At 62.5% G+C, this 16,875-nt stretch carries 16 protein-coding genes; 11 read left to right on the top strand and 5 right to left on the bottom strand.

What is annotated here, in order from left to right; translation table 11 throughout:
• Positions 1–10: 10 nt before the first annotated feature.
• The 3 genes from ACMCNM_RS06920 to ACMCNM_RS06910 are packed head-to-tail and all read left to right on the top strand — an operon-like array spanning position 11 to position 2,884.
• Positions 11–937, top strand: coding sequence for an ABC transporter permease subunit (locus ACMCNM_RS06920; protein WP_027595574.1), 927 nt, complete (start codon positions 11–13; stop codon positions 935–937).
• 10 nt (positions 938–947) lie between these two features.
• Positions 948–1,916 (top strand): ABC transporter ATP-binding protein, encoded by a 969-nt coding sequence (locus ACMCNM_RS06915; RefSeq protein WP_027595573.1) that lies wholly within the window; start codon positions 948–950, stop codon positions 1,914–1,916.
• A complete protein-coding gene (locus ACMCNM_RS06910; protein WP_186675598.1) occupies positions 1,916–2,884 on the top strand; it encodes a peptide ABC transporter ATP-binding protein in 969 nt (322 codons plus the stop codon). Before ACMCNM_RS06915 ends, ACMCNM_RS06910 begins: the two co-directional genes overlap by 1 nt.
• A 213-nt stretch (positions 2,885–3,097) precedes the next feature.
• On the opposite strand, the gene ACMCNM_RS06905 is transcribed toward ACMCNM_RS06910, so the two are convergent.
• On the bottom strand, positions 3,098–3,988 hold the full coding sequence (locus ACMCNM_RS06905) for a hypothetical protein (RefSeq protein ID WP_186675596.1): 891 nt from the start codon (positions 3,986–3,988) through the stop codon (positions 3,098–3,100).
• Positions 3,989–4,219: 231 nt separating this feature from the next.
• Between ACMCNM_RS06905 and ACMCNM_RS06900 the strand changes: the two genes are divergently transcribed.
• The 4 genes from ACMCNM_RS06900 (at position 4,220) to ACMCNM_RS06885 (ending at position 8,006) form a co-directional block, all read left to right on the top strand.
• Positions 4,220–5,029, top strand: coding sequence for a helix-turn-helix domain-containing protein (locus ACMCNM_RS06900; protein WP_412764127.1), 810 nt, complete (start codon positions 4,220–4,222; stop codon positions 5,027–5,029).
• 64 nt (positions 5,030–5,093) lie between these two features.
• Positions 5,094–6,500 (top strand): NAD(P)/FAD-dependent oxidoreductase, encoded by a 1,407-nt coding sequence (locus ACMCNM_RS06895; protein ID WP_412764126.1) that lies wholly within the window; start codon positions 5,094–5,096, stop codon positions 6,498–6,500.
• A 32-nt stretch (positions 6,501–6,532) separates the two neighbouring features.
• Positions 6,533–6,874 (top strand): cupin domain-containing protein, encoded by a 342-nt coding sequence (locus ACMCNM_RS06890; RefSeq protein ID WP_099452974.1) that lies wholly within the window; start codon positions 6,533–6,535, stop codon positions 6,872–6,874.
• A 52-nt stretch (positions 6,875–6,926) separates the two neighbouring features.
• Entirely contained in the window at positions 6,927–8,006 is a 1,080-nt protein-coding gene (locus ACMCNM_RS06885) for a polyamine ABC transporter substrate-binding protein (RefSeq protein WP_412764125.1), read from the top strand.
• A gap of 74 nt (positions 8,007–8,080) precedes the next feature.
• Here the strand turns inward: ACMCNM_RS06885 and ACMCNM_RS06880 are convergent, their stop codons facing one another.
• The 3 genes from ACMCNM_RS06880 to ACMCNM_RS06870 form a co-directional block, all read right to left on the bottom strand.
• Positions 8,081–9,664, bottom strand: coding sequence for a peptide chain release factor 3 (locus tag ACMCNM_RS06880; protein WP_027595568.1), 1,584 nt, complete (start codon positions 9,662–9,664; stop codon positions 8,081–8,083).
• A gap of 100 nt (positions 9,665–9,764) precedes the next feature.
• The gene (locus ACMCNM_RS06875) at positions 9,765–10,094 is read right to left on the bottom strand and encodes an XRE family transcriptional regulator (RefSeq protein ID WP_186675581.1); all 330 of its coding nucleotides are present in this window, start codon (positions 10,092–10,094) and stop codon (positions 9,765–9,767) included.
• Positions 10,078–10,446: a type II toxin-antitoxin system RelE/ParE family toxin gene (locus ACMCNM_RS06870; protein ID WP_412764124.1), complete on the bottom strand. Its 369-nt coding sequence runs from the start codon at positions 10,444–10,446 to the stop codon at positions 10,078–10,080. Before ACMCNM_RS06870 ends, ACMCNM_RS06875 begins: the two co-directional genes overlap by 17 nt.
• Before the next feature lie 400 nt (positions 10,447–10,846).
• Between ACMCNM_RS06870 and ACMCNM_RS06865 the strand changes: the two genes are divergently transcribed.
• From ACMCNM_RS06865 to ACMCNM_RS06850, 4 genes are read left to right on the top strand one after another with little or no spacing between them, the layout of a single operon-like run.
• The gene (locus ACMCNM_RS06865) at positions 10,847–11,560 is read left to right on the top strand and encodes an ABC transporter permease (RefSeq protein ID WP_027595567.1); all 714 of its coding nucleotides are present in this window, start codon (positions 10,847–10,849) and stop codon (positions 11,558–11,560) included.
• 13 nt (positions 11,561–11,573) lie between these two features.
• On the top strand, positions 11,574–12,485 hold the full coding sequence (locus ACMCNM_RS06860) for a glycine betaine ABC transporter substrate-binding protein (protein WP_412764123.1): 912 nt from the start codon (positions 11,574–11,576) through the stop codon (positions 12,483–12,485).
• Positions 12,482–13,135, top strand: a complete 654-nt coding sequence (locus ACMCNM_RS06855; protein ID WP_008090677.1) for an ABC transporter permease — start codon at positions 12,482–12,484, stop codon at positions 13,133–13,135. Before ACMCNM_RS06860 ends, ACMCNM_RS06855 begins: the two co-directional genes overlap by 4 nt.
• Positions 13,132–14,289, top strand: coding sequence for a betaine/proline/choline family ABC transporter ATP-binding protein (locus tag ACMCNM_RS06850; RefSeq protein ID WP_186675571.1), 1,158 nt, complete (start codon positions 13,132–13,134; stop codon positions 14,287–14,289). The genes ACMCNM_RS06855 and ACMCNM_RS06850 overlap by 4 nt, the downstream gene beginning before the upstream one ends.
• 123 nt (positions 14,290–14,412) lie before the next feature.
• On the opposite strand, the gene ACMCNM_RS06845 is transcribed toward ACMCNM_RS06850, so the two are convergent.
• Positions 14,413–16,842, bottom strand: coding sequence for a TonB-dependent siderophore receptor (locus tag ACMCNM_RS06845; RefSeq protein WP_412764122.1), 2,430 nt, complete (start codon positions 16,840–16,842; stop codon positions 14,413–14,415).
• Between the last annotated feature and the right edge of the window lie 33 nt (positions 16,843–16,875).

Here is a 16,875-nt window from a genome sequence, read left to right as displayed (position 1 = left end):
GGCCTTCGCCATGACTAGCCCGATTGCAAAATCCGTCGCACCGGCCAGCCCGGTGGACCAAAGCCTGCTCTACCCCTCGCCGTACAAGGAATTCTGGCACGCCTTCTCGCGCAACAAAGGCGCGGTGATGGGCCTGGCCTTCATGTGCCTGGTGGTGTTCTGCGCCCTGTTCGCCCCTTGGGTCGCCCCGCATGACCCGAGCGAGCAGTACCGCGACTTCCTGCTGACCCCGCCGGTGTGGCTCGAAGGCGGTACCTGGCAGTTCATCCTCGGCACCGACGAACTGGGCCGCGACCTGCTGTCGCGCTTGATCCAGGGCGCCCGGCTGTCATTGCTGATCGGCCTGTCGTCGGTGGTGATGTCGCTGATCCCAGGGATTCTGCTGGGCCTGCTGGCCGGCTTCTTCCCGCACTTCCTCGGCCCCTCGATCATGCGCCTCATGGACGTGATGCTGGCCCTGCCCTCGCTGCTGCTGGCCGTGGCCATCGTCGCCATCCTCGGCCCTGGCCTGATCAACACCGTGATCGCCATCGCCATTGTCTCGCTGCCTGCCTATGTGCGGCTGACCCGCGCCGCGGTAATGGGCGAACTCAACCGCGACTACGTCACCGCCGCCCGCCTGGCCGGTGCCAGCTTGCCGCGGCTGATGTTCGTCACCGTGCTGCCCAACTGCATGGCGCCGTTGATCGTGCAGGCTACCTTGAGTTTCTCCTCGGCGATCCTCGACGCCGCGGCCCTGGGCTTCCTCGGCCTGGGCGTGCAACCGCCCACCCCCGAGTGGGGCACCATGCTGGCTTCGGCCCGCGACTACATCGAGCGGGCCTGGTGGGTGGTGAGCCTGCCGGGGGTGACCATTCTGCTCAGCGTGCTGGCAATCAACCTGATGGGCGACGGACTGCGCGATGCGCTGGACCCGAAACTCAAGAACGCCGCCTGAGGAGAACGCCATGTCACTGTTGCAGATCAACAACCTCAATGTGCGCTTCGGCGACGCCCATGCAGTACCGGTAGTGGACGGCCTGGACCTGGCCGTGGATGCCGGAGAGATCCTGGCCATCGTTGGCGAGTCCGGCTCGGGCAAATCCGTCACCATGATGGCCCTGATGGGCCTGATCGACGCCCCCGGGCGCATCACCGCCGATACCATGACGTTCAACGGCACCGACATGCTCAAGCTCAGCGGCCGCCAGCGGCGCAAGGTGGTGGGCAAGGACATCGCCATGGTCTTCCAGGACCCGATGACCGCGCTCAACCCGAGCTTCACCGTGGGCTATCAGATCGAAGAAGTGCTGCGCCAGCACCTGGGCCTGAAGGGCAAGGCTGCGCGCCAGCGGGCCCTGGAACTGTTGAAAAAAGTCGAGATCCCGGCCGCGGAAAGCCGCCTGGACGCGTATCCGCACCAGCTGTCTGGCGGCATGAGCCAGCGCGTGGCGATCGCCATGGCGATTGCCGGCGAACCCAAGCTGCTGATCGCCGACGAACCTACCACCGCCCTCGATGTGACCATCCAGGCGCAGATCATGGAGCTGCTGGTCAACCTGCAGAAAGAGCGCAACATGGCGCTCATTCTCATTACCCATGACCTGGCCGTGGTGGCTGAAACCGCCCGGCGCGTGTGTGTGATGTACGCCGGGCAAGCGGTAGAAGTGGGCCAGGTGCCCGAGCTGTTCGACGTCCCCGCCCACCCCTACAGCGAAGCCCTGCTGGCGGCGATCCCCGAGCACAGCCTGGGCGCCGAGCGCCTGGCCACCCTGCCCGGCATCGTCCCTGGCCGTTACGACCGGCCGCAAGGTTGCCTGCTGTCGCCGCGCTGCCCGTACGTGCAGGACAACTGCCGGCAACAGCGCCCGCCCCTCGCCCCCCAGGCACACAGCCTGGTGCGTTGCTTCTACCCGCTGAACCAGGAGGTGGCGTGATGGCCGTCGTACTTACTGCCCGCGAGTTGACTCGCCATTACGAAGTGTCCCGCGGCCTGTTCAAGGGCCACGCCCTGGTGCGTGCGCTCAATGGCGTATCGTTCGAACTGGAGGCCGGCAAGACCCTGGCTGTGGTCGGTGAATCCGGCTGTGGCAAATCGACCCTGGCGCGCGCCCTGACCCTGATCGAAGAGCCCTCCTCCGGCTCGTTACAGATCGCCGGCACCGAGGTCACAGGCGCCAGCAAGGCCGAGCGCAAGCAATTGCGCCGCGATGTGCAGATGGTCTTCCAAAGCCCGTATGCCTCGCTGAATCCGCGCCAGAAGATCGGCGACCAATTGGCCGAGCCTTTGCTGATCAACACCTCGCTGAGCAAGGCCGAGCGGCGCGAGAAAGTGCAGAAGATGATGGAGCAGGTCGGCCTGCGACCCGAGCACTACCAGCGCTACCCGCACATGTTCTCGGGGGGGCAGCGCCAGCGCATCGCCCTGGCCCGGGCCATGATGCTGCAGCCCAAGGTGCTGGTGGCGGACGAGCCGACCTCTGCACTCGACGTGTCGATCCAGGCACAGGTGCTGAACCTGTTCATGGACCTGCAGAAGGAATTCAACACCGCTTACGTATTCATCTCGCACAACCTGGCGGTGGTGCGGCATGTGGCGGATCAGGTGTTGGTGATGTACCTGGGGCGGCCGGCGGAGATGGGGCCGAAGGCGGATATCTACGAGAAGCCGCTGCACCCTTATACCCAGGCATTGCTGTCGGCAACGCCGGCGATTCATCCAGACCCGTTGAAGCCTAAGATTCGCATTGCAGGGGAATTACCCAACCCGTTGAACCCGCCGGATGGCTGCGCGTTTCACAAGCGTTGCCCGTATGCGACGGAGCGCTGTGCTGTTGAAGTGCCGGCCTTCAGGCAAGTGGGAACCCGGCAAGTTGCCTGCCATTATGCAGAGCAATTTCTCTAGGTCGGTGTGACATTCTTCGCGGGGCAAGCCCGCTCCCACAGATATCACACCGCCCTCAAGAACAGTGTGATATCTGTGGGAGCGGGCTTGCCCCGCGAAGGGCCGCAAAGCGGCCCCATCGTCTCAATGCATGAATATCGCGATCAAGATGATCACCGGAATCGGTACCCCAAGCATCCACAGCAGTAATGAGCGCATGTTGTTTCTCCTTCCTTAACGTTGAATGCTTCGATGGGTCGTGTAGCCCACGCCTTCCCCTTCCAGCCACAGCACGCGATCACGCTGACGGCCACCGAACAACGCAGCCAGGCTGGCAAAGAACGCACCGCAGAGCAGCGCAACGAAGGTCCACAGCGCGGTCCAGGCTGCCACTTTGGCCGCCGTATCAGCTGCCTGTTTTGCCTGCACCTTGGCCTGCTGCACTTGGGCGTACACTTCATCCACCCGTGCTTCGGCTTCCGCCTGGCTCAAGCGGGTACGCTGGGCCACCAATTGCGCGAGATACGCGCGGTCACCTTCAGCCATCGCGCCACCCTGGGCGATAGACTTGGCCAGGATGCGCGCCGCTACGCCGTTGGCAGCATCGTCGCTGACCGCTGCCGGGCCATCGCTACGGAACAGGCTGTCGACGAAGTAACCATTGGCATCAGGCTTGGGCGCCATGCTCGCAGCCGCCCCAACCGCCGTCGCCCCCGCCTGCACGCCCGCACCGGCCAAACCACCGACGGTGCCAACGATCAGCATGGCCGCAACCAGCGTGGCCACTGCCCAGGCGAGGAAGCCATGGGCCGTGTCGCGGAAATACACTTCATCGCCATGCAGATTGGCCCACTTCACCCGCAGCCGGCCGGCGATATAGCCGCCCAGGCCTGAAGCGAGAATCTGCGTCAACAACAACCAGATGATCGCCGACACGCCCAAGGTCTGGGCGCTGGCACCTTCATCTGCCCAGGGCGAAGTGGCGGCAAAGCCAAGCCCCGCACCGAGCACCACAAGGATCAAAGACAGCGCGGCAGCAGCAGCGGCACCCGCGAAGATGGCCGCCCAGGACACGCCTGAACGATTCTGGGAATCGACATAGGGATATTCGGCAGAGGGGATCATGGTTTTTCGCCTTTATTGTGAGCATCGGGACCAGTCGCGTGATGATCGGTGCAGAGGCCGTGCCACATGTGTCAAAAAATGACTTTCAAGCGAATCAACGGGTTAGCTCAAACGCGTTTCCTGGAGTCGTGCAAAACACCCGGATTGCTCGTATAGGCTCAGGGTTTATGCAATGTCCGCTGGCCGCGCCCCTGGCTTGCCTACCGCCCCTGCCCCCGGCACTATTTGCGAATGCGTTCTAACCCCCCTGCCGACGGCCCCGAACAGACGCCCATCACCGCCGAGACCGTGATGCGCTATCACCTGTGCTGGAAGCACCGCGACCTCGACGGCGTCATTGCGCTGTATCACCCAGACGTGCGGTACCACGACTTCTTCCAGAACCGCGTGCTCGGCTTCAACGACCTGCGCGACTACGTACGCGCCAGCCTGCCACGTGAGGCGGGTGAAGATATCGTCCACAGCGACCGTATCCGCGTCGATGGCTGCACAGCTTTCATCCAGTACCAAGTCACCGTGCAAGGCGGCGAAGGCCTGGTCGCGTTCCAGTCCAGCGAGGCCATCACCGTCAAGGATGGCCTGATCTGGCGGGTCAACGAATACGCCACGCTGGTGCGACAACAGGGCAAGGGCCTGACCAACGCCGGCCCGCGACCGGCCACCAGCCGCCTCGGGCTTTCGCCGCGCCAGCTGTCGACCATGGCCCAGGACCTTGAGCACTACTTTCAGCGTCAACGCCCCTACCTCGACCCGGAACTGGACCTGCAACAGGTCGCCGATGCCAGCGGCTATAGCCGCAACCAGATCTCCTACCTGCTCAACCAAGTGCTGGGCCAAAGCTTCTACCGCTACGTCAACCAGGCGCGCCTGCAGCACCTGATGGCCAGCCTGGACGACAATACTGCCCAGGCTCCGATCGACGACCTGGCATTCAGCGCGGGCTTCAATTCGCTGTCGGCGTTCTACAAGTGCTTCCGCGAAAACACCGGACTCACGCCCAAGGCCTACCTCAAGCAAATTTCTCTGCGTGCACGCACGTAAGACAGCCGCTGGCTGACAGCACTAGGATCGCCCACAGACCTTGACCGATGTGGAGCCAAACCCGATGCAACCCCTGCGCACGCTCAGCCTGTGGATGGACCAGCTCGACGAGCCGCTGTGCGCGCGCCCGGCACTGCGCGATGACCTCGACGTTGACGTGTGCATCATCGGCGCCGGTTATACCGGCCTGTGGACCGCGTACTACCTCAAGCGCCAGGCGCCACAGCTGAACATCGCGGTGATCGAGGCCAACATCGCCGGCTTCGGCGCCTCCGGGCGCAATGGCGGCTGGCTGATGGGCAACCTGCTCGGCGAGGACCGCCTGCTCGCCACCCTGTCGCCGCAACAACGCCGCGCCAGCATCGACCTGTTGCACGGCATTCCCGATGAAGTGCACGCCGTGCTGCAACGCGAAGCCATCGACTGCGACTACCGCAAAGGTGGCGTGCTGTATTGCGCTGCCCGCTACCCCGAGCAGGAGCGCAGCCTGCGCGCCTACCTGGACGACCTCTATCGCCAGGGCATGACCGAGGATGACTACCGCTGGCTGCGCCCCGAGCAGTTGGACGCCCAGTTGCGGGTCAGTAACGCCTACGGTGCGATCTACAGCCCGCACACCGCAACGATCCAGCCGGCCAAGCTGGCGCGCGGCCTGGCCCTGGCGGTAGAAAACCTCGGCGCGCCGATTTACGAAAACACCCCTGCCATCGACTGGCAGCCGGGTGAAGTGCGTACCCCGCTGGCACGCATCCGCTGCCAGTGGACGGTGCCCGCTGTGGAAGGTTACGCCGCCAGCCTGCCACCGCTGGGCAAGCATCAACTTCCAGTGCAGAGCCTGCTGGTGGCTACCGAGCCACTGCCGGAGTCGACCTGGGAGCAGATCGGCCTGAGCCAGGGCCAGGCGTTCAGCGAAAGCAGCCGCCAGGTCACCTATGGCCAGCGCACGGCCGACAATCGCCTGGTGTTCGGCGCCCGCGGCGGCTACCGCTTCGGTGGCCGGCTACGCGAAGACTTCACCCTGACCGATGCCGAAGTTGACCTGCGCCGCTACCTATTCAGCGAGCTTTTCCCCCAGCTCAAGCATGTGCGCATCACCCATTCCTGGGGCGGCAACCTGGGCATGGCCAGGCGCTTCCGCCCGCACATGCTGTGCGACCGCCAACGCGGTATTGCCCTGGCCGGTGGCTATGGCGGCGAAGGCGTCGGAGCCACCAACCTCGGCGGGCGCACCCTGGCTGCGCTGATCCTCAACCAGCACAACGCACTGACCGCACAACCCTGGGTGCTCGACAATCGTCCGCTGTCGAGCCTGTCCACCTGGCCTGCCGAGCCCTGCCGTTGGCTGGGCTACAACGCGATCATCCAAAGCTTCGTGCACGAGGACCGAACCCTCGCCAACCCCGCCAGCGCGCCTTGGAGGCGGCGCCTGGCCAGCTCGCTCGCAGACTTCATGGAAGGCTTCATGCACTGACTTCCCTTTCACCTACACAGGATCCACCGGTCATGAGCATCACCCAGTTCAAACACACCGACAGCGCCGTCCTGGACAGTTCCAACCCCGTAGCAGTCCCGCTCGGCGACCCCGTCGCGGTCACCTCGGTCACCTGCGTGGAACGCAGCGATGGCGTCGAAACCGGCATCTGGGAGTGCACCCCGGGGCGCTGGCGGCGGCAGATCGTGCAACAGGAGTTCTGCCACTTCATCAAGGGCCGCTGCACCTTCACCCCCGACGGTGGCGAGCCCCTCTCCATAGAAGCCGGAGACGCACTGATGCTACCGGCCAACAGCACTGGCACCTGGGACATTCAGGAAACCGTGCGCAAGACCTACGTTCTGATTTTCTGATCCGCTGATCGCCTGCCTTCGATAACAACAGACAAAGCAAGGTAAACCCGACATGCGCACCTTCCTTCTCGCACCCCTGATGCTGGCCGCCAGCGTGGCCAGCGCCGCCGACACGGTGAAAATCTACAACTGGTCCAGCTACGTTGCCCCTGACACCCTGGAAAACTTCCAGCAAGCCACGGGCATCGTGCCGACCTACGACGTGTACGACAGCAACGAAACCCTCGACGGCAAGTTGATGACCGGCAACTCCGGCTACGACGTGGTGTTCCCCTCCAACCACTTCATGGCCCGGCAGATCCAGGGCAAGGCCTTGAAGCCGCTGGACAAGTCGCAGTTGCCCAACTGGCACAACCTCAACCCCGTACTGCTCAAGGCGCTTGAGGTCAATGACCCGGGCAACCAGTACGGTTTTCCGTACCTGTGGGGCAGTACCGGTATTGGCTATAACATCGACAAGGTCAAGGCGATACTTGGCGAAAACGCGCCAGTGGACTCGTGGGACCTGATCTTCAAGCCTGAGTACATGAGCAAGCTGAAAAGCTGTGGTGTCGCGGTGCTGGACAACGGCCCCGAGCTGCTGCCAATCGCCCTTCACTACTTGGGCTTGGCGCATCACAGCCAGGATCCGAAGGACTACGAGAAGGCCAAGGACCTGTTGATGAAGGTACGGCCGTACATCAGCTACTTCCATTCTTCCAAATACACCGGCGACCTGGCGAATGGCGATATCTGCGTGGTGGTGGGCTTCTCGGGTGACGTGCTACAGGCGAAAAACCGTGCGGATGAAGCGAACAATGGTGTGAAGGTGGGGTATTCAATCCCGAAGGAAGGTGCGCCAATGTGGTTCGACATGGTCGCCATGCCAGCCGATGCACCGGATGAGAAGGCCGGGTATGCTTACATGAATTACTTGTTGCAGCCAGACGTGATGGCCAACATCAGCAACCATGTGCAGTACGCCAACGGCAACCTCAAGGCCGACGGGCTGGTGGACCCGGCGATGAAGGGCAATACGATGATTTACCCCAGCGACGATCTGATGGGCAAACTGTATGCACTGGAGGCGATGCCGGCCAAGATCGACCGCATCCGGACGCGGATCTGGACCAGTATCAAGGCAGGCAACTGAATGCGGCCGTAACGCGGTCACTGTGGGAGCGGCGGTTCGCCGCTCCCACAGGGTCAGTTAGCAGGCTCCCGAAATCAGTGGTGTTCGCGGGTAGCGCGGAACTTGACGTCCGGCCAGCGCTCTTCCATCAGCGACAGGTTGACCCGGGTCGGCGCCAGGTAGGTCAGGTGACCGCCACCGTCGATGGCCAGGTTCTCCATGGCCTTGGTCTGGAATTCCTCGAGCTTCTTCTTGTCGTCACAGCTGATCCAGCGCGCGGACCACACAGTGATCGGCTCGTAGGCGCACTCGACCTTGTACTCTTCCTTCAGGCGGCTGGCGACCACATCGAACTGCAGCACACCGACGGCACCGAGGATGATGTCGTTGCTGCGTTCTGGGAAGAACACCTGGGTCGCGCCCTCTTCGGCCAATTGCTGCAGGCCCTGACGCAACTGCTTGGACTTGAGCGGGTCTTTCAGGCGCACGCGGCGGAAAAGCTCTGGAGCGAAGTGCGGAATACCGGTGAAGCCCAGCGCCTCGCCTTCGGTGAAGGTGTCGCCGATCTGGATGGTGCCGTGGTTGTGCAGGCCGATGATGTCGCCAGCAAAGGCTTCTTCCAGCTGCTCGCGCTCGGAAGAGAAGAAGGTCAGCGCGTCACCGATGCGCAGGTCCTTGCCGGTGCGCACGTGGCGCATTTTCATGCCCTTCTCGTACTTGCCCGAGCAGATGCGCATGAAGGCGATACGGTCGCGGTGTTTCGGGTCCATGTTCGCCTGGATCTTGAACACGAAGCCTGTGAACTTCTCTTCCACCGGCTCCACGGTACGCTCGTGGGCCACACGGGCCAGCGGGCGCGGCGCCCAGTCGACAACGGCGTCGAGCACATGGTCGACACCGAAGTTGCCCAGTGCGGTACCGAAGAACACCGGTGTCAGCTGGCCATTGATGAACTCGTCCTGATCGAATTCATGGCAAGCGCCCTGAACCAGCTCAAGCTGCTCGAGGAAGCGATCATATTCGTCACCCAGGTGCGCACGGGCTTCATCGGAATCGAGCTTCTCGATGATCTTGACCTCAGTACGCTCATGGCCGTGGCCCGGGGTGTAGACGATGATGTAGTCGCCGGCCAGGTGGTACACGCCCTTGAAATCGCGGTAGCAACCGATCGGCCAGGTGATCGGCGCGGCCTTGATCTTCAGAACGGCTTCGATCTCGTCGAGCAGTTCGATCGGGTCGCGGATGTCACGGTCGAGTTTGTTGATGAAGCTGACGATGGGCGTGTCGCGCAGGCGGCAGACGTCCATCAGAGCGATGGTCCGCGGCTCTACACCTTTACCGCCGTCGAGCACCATCAGCGCCGAGTCCACTGCGGTCAGGGTGCGGTAGGTGTCTTCCGAGAAGTCTTCGTGGCCGGGGGTGTCGAGCAGGTTGATCATGTGCTCGCGATAGGGGAACTGCATCACCGAGGTGGTGATGGAGATGCCGCGCTGCTTCTCCATTTCCATCCAGTCGGAGGTGGCGTGGCGGTCGGACTTGCGCGACTTCACGGTACCGGCGACGGCAATGGCCTTGCCCATCAGCAGGAGCTTCTCGGTGATGGTGGTCTTACCGGCGTCGGGGTGGGAAATAATGGCGAAAGTGCGGCGTTTCGCGACTTCGGCGGCCTGGTTGGTCATGGGAAATCGCCTGACTGGGGGATTCAAAAAGGGGCGATATCATACCTGAAGTTGGGCGGGGACCAAAATTTGATCCCCGCCGTTGGTCAATGACGGTCAATCAGGCGCGCTTTGCCTGATCCTCACAAAAGCCGTCAAGCGTTACAGGTGGACGGCCAGGCATATGAACGACGAGCTCCAGGGTGCCACCCAATGCCTCCACATAACTACGCAGGGTCGAAATCAACATGTCACTGCGCTTCTCCACCTTGGATATGTTGGCCTGACGAATGTCCAGACGCTCTGCCAAACCTTCTTGAGTGAATTCGAGCTGTTTACGCAATGCCTGAAGCGTCATTTCTTCGCGAATCAATTGACGCCCCAGCTGCTCCACCCGCTCCCTGCGTTCAGGGGACAATCCGTTGATGACCTCATCAAGTGTCTTGGACATCTTTCTCTCCTCTCGACAGGTGATTCTCAAAGCGAGCGTCTGCTTGCTTGATCAACCCCTGATAAAACCTGTGCTCCCCAACACCGCACTTGTCACCTGCCACCAGGATGACTGCCTGACGGTCAGGATCGAAAGCAAATGCGACCCGCCAGACCGCATTGCGCCCAGTGAATCTCAACTCTTTCATGTTCGGATATCGGGATCCATTCAATGTATCGACATGAGGTCGCCCAAGCGCTGGCACTGATGATTGCAGCAACCGCAGGTGACCCAGCATTCGCTCCTGAACGCTGTCATCCAACGCATCGAAATCGCTGATGAACTCCTCACAAAATCTGATCGTCCACGCCAACAAAATACCTCCAGAGGAATATTCCCTCAAGTAAATATTGAAAGAACCGAGAGGGGAATTTTGTCCATCAGCACAATTGGATTGATAGCAGGTAAACCAACGCCTTTACGTAGGAATAACGTTGTTTTCTCGTATGAAAAAACACCTCTCCCAGTGATTAACACTGGCCAAATGCCGCCTCAGATGGGAACCTTTACGCCCTCGGAGACGTCCACTCCCCTGCAACCCGCTTCGGTTGGGGACTGGTTTCATCAGCTTTTTCGGGCCCGACGGGGTTCGGCTCATGGCCTGATCGCAGCCTTCGGTTGCTTCACGCTGCTACTCGCGAACACACCACTCGCTGCCAGGTATGGCCGGCCAAAAAAAGAGTGTGCTCGCCGACAACACAAGGAGTCCGCCTGTGGCTACACGCTACGGAAAAGGGCTGTTGGGATGCGCCACCGTGCTCGTCATCCTGGCCCTGCTGATCCACTGGATCGGCATCGACACGATCGCGCGTTACCGCGACGATCTTGGGTTCTACCTGCAAGCGCACCTGATACTGGTGCTGGCTTCGATGGCGGCGGCGTTGGCCGTGGGCATCCCCGCTGGCATTGCGCTTAGTCGACCGCACCGGGTCGACAAAGCCGAGCGCTTCATGCAGTTCTTCAACGTTGGCAATACCATTCCCCCGCTGGCCGTTCTGGCCATCGCGCTCAGTATCCTGGGCATCGGCGCCGGGCCTGCGATCTTCGCGCTGTTCCTCGCCTCCCTCCTGCCCATCGTGCGCAACACTTACGAAGGCCTGAAAAACGTCCCCGCCTCGCTCAAGGAAGCCGCCACCGGCATCGGCATGACCCCGCGCCAGCAACTGTGGCAGGTGGAACTGCCCAATGCCGTGCCAATCATCGTCGGCGGTGTGCGTGTGGCCCTGGCGCTGAACGTGGGCACCGCACCCCTGGCATTCCTGATTGGCGCCAACAGCCTGGGCAGCCTGATTTTCCCTGGCATTGCCCTGAACAACCAGCCGCAGCTGCTGCTGGGCGCCGCATGTACGGCGCTGCTGGCCTTGCTGCTCGACGCCCTGGTGAGCTTCTCCAGCAAGCGCTGGCTAGAACGTGGCCTGGCCCAATAAGACGAGGGAACGTATGAAGAAGAGAATCGCCTTGCTGCTCGGCGCAGCCCTGCTGTTTGCAGGTGTGGCCCAGGCAGCGGACAAACCGCTGGTGCGTATCGGCGCGCGGGTGTTCACCGAACAGACCGTGCTTGCCGAAATCACCGCCCAATACCTGCGCGCCAACGGCTTCGATGTGCGCGTGACCACCGGCCTTGGCAGCAGCATTGCACGCCAGGCGCAGGAAACCGGCCAGCTCGACCTGATGTGGGAGTACACCGGTGTGTCGTTGGTGTCGTACAACCACATCGATGAACGCATGCCAAACGCCGAAGCCACCTACGCCAAGGTCAAGGCGCTTGATGCGAAAAAAGACCTGATCTGGCTGACCCCGTCGAAATTCAGCAACACCTATGCCCTTGGCCTACCGAAACAGATCGCCGAGGCCTACCCGCAGGTGAATACGATCAGCGACCTCAACCAGGTGCTACGTGACGAAAGCAAACGCAACCACCTGGTAGCCCTGGACACCGAGTTCGCCAATCGCCCGGACGGCCTGGTCGGCCTCAAAGCCATGTACGACCTGCAAGTCGGCAGGGCCAACATCCGCCAGATGGACGCGGGGCTGGTTTACACCGCCATGCACAACAACCAGGTGTTCGCCGGGCTGGTCTACACCACCGACGGGCGCCTGAACGCGTTCGACCTCAAGTTGCTCGAAGACGACAAGCACTACTTCCCTGACTACACCGCTGCGCCTGTCGTACGCAAAGCCGTGCTCGACGCCAACCCGCAACTGGCCGCCTTGCTCAAACCGCTGGCCGAGCAGCTCGACGACGAAACCATGCGTCAGCTCAACGCCAAGGTCGACGTCGAACACCAGAACCCGACCGCCGTGGCCGCAGCCTTCCTGCGTGAACACCCCTTGAAGGAGGTACAGCCATGAGCCTGCTCGACACCTTCGCCCACCTCGATTGGGCCCAGGTCCTGCAATTGACCTGGCAGCACATCATGTTGGTCGGCATTGCCGTCAGCCTGGCCATCCTCGTCGGCGTGCCCCTGGGCATCCTGATGACCCGCTTCCCGGCTGTCGCCGGCCCCCTGCAAGCCAGTGCCACGGTGCTGCTGACCATCCCCTCGATCGCCCTGTTCGGCCTGCTGCTGCCGTTCTATTCCAAGTTCGGCCAGGGCCTCGGCCCGCTGCCGGCGATCACCGCCGTGTTCCTTTATTCACTGCTGCCGATTCTGCGCAACACCTACCTGGCGCTGACCAACGTCGAGCCCGGCATCCGCGAAGCCGCACGCGGCATCGGCATGACCTTCGGCCAGCGCCTGCGCATGGTCGAGCTGCCCATCGCGGTGCCGGTGATCCTGGCCGGCGTACGCACCGCCGTAGTGATGAACATCGGCGTGATGACCATTGCCGCGACCATCGGTGCTGGCGGCCTGGGCGTCCTCATCCTCACCTCCATCAGCCGCAGCGACATGTCGATGCTGCTGGTCGGCGCCGTATTGGTCAGCCTGCTGGCGATCATCGCCGACCTGCTGCTGCAAACCCTGCAACGTGCCCTGACTCCAGAAGGACTGCGCTCATGATCGAACTCAAGAACCTCAGCAAAACCTTCAACGTCAACGGCAAGGACGTCAAAGCCGTCGACGCGGTCAACCTCACCGTCAACGAGGGCGAAATCTGCGTGTTCCTCGGCCCTTCGGGCTGCGGCAAGAGCACCACGCTGAAGATGATCAACCGCCTGATCACGCCCACCTCGGGCCAAGTGTTCATCAATGGCGAAGACACCAGCGCGCTGGACGAAGTGACCCTGCGCCGGCGCATTGGCTACGTGATCCAGCAGATCGGCCTGTTCCCCAACATGACCATCGAAGAGAACATCACCGTGGTCCCGCGCCTGCTCGGTTGGGACAAGCAGAAGTGCCACGACCGCGCCCGCGAGCTGATGCACATGATCAAGCTCGAACCCAAGCAGTACCTGCAGCGCTACCCACGCGAGCTGTCCGGCGGCCAGCAGCAGCGTATTGGCGTGATCCGCGCCCTGGCGGCCGAGGCCCCGGTGTTGTTGATGGACGAGCCGTTCGGCGCGGTCGACCCGATCAACCGCGAGATGATCCAGAACGAGTTCTTCGAGATGCAGCGGGCGCTGAACAAGACCGTGATCATGGTCAGCCATGACATCGACGAAGCGATCAAGCTGGGCGACAAGATTGCCATCTTCCGTGCCGGCAAGCTGTTGCAGCTGGACCACCCGGACACCCTGCTGGCGCACCCAGTGGATGATTTTGTCAGCAACTTCGTCGGCCAGGACAGCACATTGAAACGCCTGTTGCTGGTGCGGGCCGAGGATGCGGCAGACAACGCACCGTCGGTAAGCCCGGAGACGCCGGTGAGCGATGCGCTGGAGCTGCTGGACGAGCACGACCGCCGCTATGTGGTAGTGACCGATGCGCAGAACAAGGCGATGGGCTATGTGCGTCGGCGCGACATGCACCGCCAGCAAGGGACCTGTGGCGACTTCCTGCGCCAATTCAACGCCACGGCGTCGCACGATGAGCACTTGCGCATCCTGCTGTCGCGGATGTACGAGTTCAATCGGGCGTGGTTGCCGGTGCTGGATGCCGAGCAGGTGTTTTTGGGCGAGGTGACGCAGGAGTCGATTGCGGCTTACTTGAGCTCGGGGCGTTCGCGGGGGGCGAAGACTTCGATCGTATCGCCGGCTGAGGCAGTGCTTTCATAAAAACCTGGGGCGCTTTGCGCCCCATTCGCGGGGCAAGCCCGCTCCCACAGGTTAAGCACCAGCCTCAAGGCTTGCAAAAGTCCTGTGGGAGCGGGCTTGTCCCGCGAAGCAGGCGACGCAATATCAGAACCCTACACTGGCCTGCACATAGAACGTCCGCGGCTCACCCACATAAATGCCCGCATTGTTATCGCTGGAGCGGGTGAAGTACTGCTTGTCGAACAGGTTCTTCACCCCCGCCGCCAGCGTCAGGTTGGACAGTTTCGGCCCGAAGTCGTACCCACCGCGGGCATGCCAGGTCACGTAGCCCGGAATGTCGCCGTACTGCCCATCGGCACTCGGCTCGGTGATGTAGTCGCCATTGAAGCTGCCATCGGCATTGATACCGGTACCCGGCGCGCGCTGTTTGGATTGAGCGTAGGCGTCCAGGTTCCAGGTCCAGTGGTTGACCGCGTAACGCACGCCGGCAGTGGCCACCTGGCGTGAATAGAACGGCAGGTCACGGCCCTTGAAGCCAGGAATCTCCCCCTCGTATGTCGCGCGGGTATAGGTATAGCCGCCATTGACCGACAACCCCTCCAGCCGTGCATCCAGCCCGGCCAGGTCATAGCGCACCGACGCCTCGATCCCTTGGTGCTTGGTCGCACCCAGGTTGGTCCAGCCGACATCGTTGCTGATGTACTGCAGCTCGTCATCGAAGTCGATATAGAACGCTGTCAGCTCACCGGCGAAGCCGCCATTGTCATAACGCGTACCAACCTCGTAGGTCTTGGCCTTTTCCGGCTCCAGGCCATTGGCCGTGCTGTTGCCGGTGCCGCCTTGGCCCAGCTGGAAGTACTGCAGGCTGCCGAACGAGGTCTCGTAGTTGGCGAACACCTTCCAGGCATCGGAGAGGTGGTACATCACACTCAGCGCCGGCAGCGGCTCGTTGCTGGTGATGCTGCGCTTTTTCTCCGCCACCGGGCGGTTGTTGGCGTCCAGCACCGGGCGGTCGCGCCAGTCGGTGTTGATGTGCTCAAAGCGCACGCCCGGGGTGATGGTCCAGTTGCCGACGTCGATCTTGTCATCGATGTAGTAGGCGCTGGCTTCGGTGCCGCCGCTGCGGTCCTGGAACACGTGGCCATCGGAGGTCGGGGTCGACGTCGGTACGTTGTCGATCAGCGCCAGGCGGGTCGACTGCTCGCGCATGGCTTCTTTCAGGTAGCGATAGCCAAAACTGACTTCCTGGGTGGTCGGGCCGGCGAAGAAGATCCGCGACACCCGCGGCTCGATGGCGAAGGTGTGGTAGTTGCGTGGGTACGAGGACAGGGTCTTCATGTCACGCGAGGCGATGGCACTGCCGCGAAAACTGTCGGTGTAGTAGGTCAGCACTTCGAACTGGGTGGCGTCGTCGAGCTGGCGCTGCCACTTGAACGACACGTCTTTGCGCCGGCCGGCAAAGTAGTCGTAGTCACGCAGCGACTGGTACGGGTTGCTGTCGTACTGAGCTTGGGTCAAGCCACCGGGCATGTCGGCACGGCCATCGTAGTAGTGGAAGTTGAGCCAGAACTCGTCGACGTCGGTCGGCGCCCAGTGGGTCTTGAGGATGACGTCGTCGATGTCGTTGCCGTTGTTGCTCTCGCGGTAGCCGTTGCCGTTCACCCCGGTGTACAACAGCGCAACGCCCATGCCGTTGTCGGCGGTGCCGCCGACGAAGGCCGATTCGGTGTGCTTCCAGCCGCCGTGCTGCGAGGTTTCAAGGGTGGTGGAAAGTTGTGCCGAGGCCTGCTCCGGGATTGCCCGGGTGACGAAGTTGATCACCCCTCCGACGTTCTGCGGGCCATAGCGCACAGAGCCGGCACCGCGCACCACGTCGATGCTGTCGAGGTTGCCCGAAGAGATCGGCGCCATCGACAACTGCGGCTGGCCATAAGGGGCGAAGGCAGCCGGGATGCCATCGATCAACACGGTCGAGCGTGGCGACAAACGCGAAGTCAGGCCGCGCACGCCAACGTTCAGGGACAGGTCGCTGCCACCGGTGCCGTTGGAGTCCTGCACCTGTACGCCGGGGATCCCGCGCAGCACGTCGCGCACGTTCATCGCGCCCTTCTCCACCATGGCCTCACGCCGCACCACGGTGCGCGCGCCTGGGTGGTTCTGGACCACGGCCTGGTCAGCATCGCCCAGCCAGTCGCCGACAACGTTGATGTCAGTGGGCGCCAGCTCCAGGCTACCGCTGCCCAGGTCGAGCGTGGTGGGCAGTGGCTTGACCACCACGGTGTCCTGCGACACCTCGAACGTCAGCCCGCTGCCTTGCAGCAACTGTTGCAGCGCCTGCACCGGCGCCAGGTTGCCGGACACTGCCGGGGCCTGCTTACCAGCCACAAGCTCCGGGCTGTAGAACAGCTGCAGGTTGGTTTGTTGGCCCAGCTGGCTCAGCGCCGAAGCCAGCGGTTGCGCCTGGATCTGAATGGCAGTGCCGGCCTGCTCGGCCTGGCTGTTGACGGCCACGGCACTGACCGCAAGGGCCAGCGCCAGGGCGCGCACGCGTGGGAAAGGCTTGTTGTTGTTCACGTCGTCGAGACATCCTGAAGTTCGGGATAAACG

It is taken from the genome of Pseudomonas sp. NGC7, from assembly GCF_047159675.1.
GTDB classification, from domain to species: Bacteria; Pseudomonadota; Gammaproteobacteria; order Pseudomonadales; family Pseudomonadaceae; genus Aquipseudomonas; species Aquipseudomonas kermanshahensis.
This window is presented reverse-complemented; position numbering and strand designations above follow the sequence as displayed.

Excerpts from the sequence above, each read along its gene's own strand:
- ACMCNM_RS06885 (WP_412764125.1), top strand. The coding sequence starts at position 6,927 with ATGCGCACCTTCCTTCTCGCACCCCTGATGCTGGCCGCCAGCGTGGCC.
- ACMCNM_RS06855 (WP_008090677.1), top strand. The coding sequence starts at position 12,482 with ATGAGCCTGCTCGACACCTTCGCCCACCTCGATTGGGCCCAGGTCCTG.
- ACMCNM_RS06920 (WP_027595574.1), top strand. The coding sequence starts at position 11 with ATGACTAGCCCGATTGCAAAATCCGTCGCACCGGCCAGCCCGGTGGAC.
- ACMCNM_RS06875 (WP_186675581.1), bottom strand. The coding sequence starts at position 10,094 with ATGTCCAAGACACTTGATGAGGTCATCAACGGATTGTCCCCTGAACGC.
- ACMCNM_RS06880 (WP_027595568.1), bottom strand. The coding sequence starts at position 9,664 with ATGACCAACCAGGCCGCCGAAGTCGCGAAACGCCGCACTTTCGCCATT.
- ACMCNM_RS06915 (WP_027595573.1), top strand. The coding sequence starts at position 948 with ATGTCACTGTTGCAGATCAACAACCTCAATGTGCGCTTCGGCGACGCC.
- ACMCNM_RS06910 (WP_186675598.1), top strand. The coding sequence starts at position 1,916 with ATGGCCGTCGTACTTACTGCCCGCGAGTTGACTCGCCATTACGAAGTG.
- ACMCNM_RS06905 (WP_186675596.1), bottom strand. The coding sequence starts at position 3,988 with ATGATCCCCTCTGCCGAATATCCCTATGTCGATTCCCAGAATCGTTCA.
- ACMCNM_RS06850 (WP_186675571.1), top strand. The coding sequence starts at position 13,132 with ATGATCGAACTCAAGAACCTCAGCAAAACCTTCAACGTCAACGGCAAG.
- ACMCNM_RS06900 (WP_412764127.1), top strand. The coding sequence starts at position 4,220 with ATGCGTTCTAACCCCCCTGCCGACGGCCCCGAACAGACGCCCATCACC.
- ACMCNM_RS06895 (WP_412764126.1), top strand. The coding sequence starts at position 5,094 with ATGCAACCCCTGCGCACGCTCAGCCTGTGGATGGACCAGCTCGACGAG.
- ACMCNM_RS06860 (WP_412764123.1), top strand. The coding sequence starts at position 11,574 with ATGAAGAAGAGAATCGCCTTGCTGCTCGGCGCAGCCCTGCTGTTTGCA.
- ACMCNM_RS06890 (WP_099452974.1), top strand. The coding sequence starts at position 6,533 with ATGAGCATCACCCAGTTCAAACACACCGACAGCGCCGTCCTGGACAGT.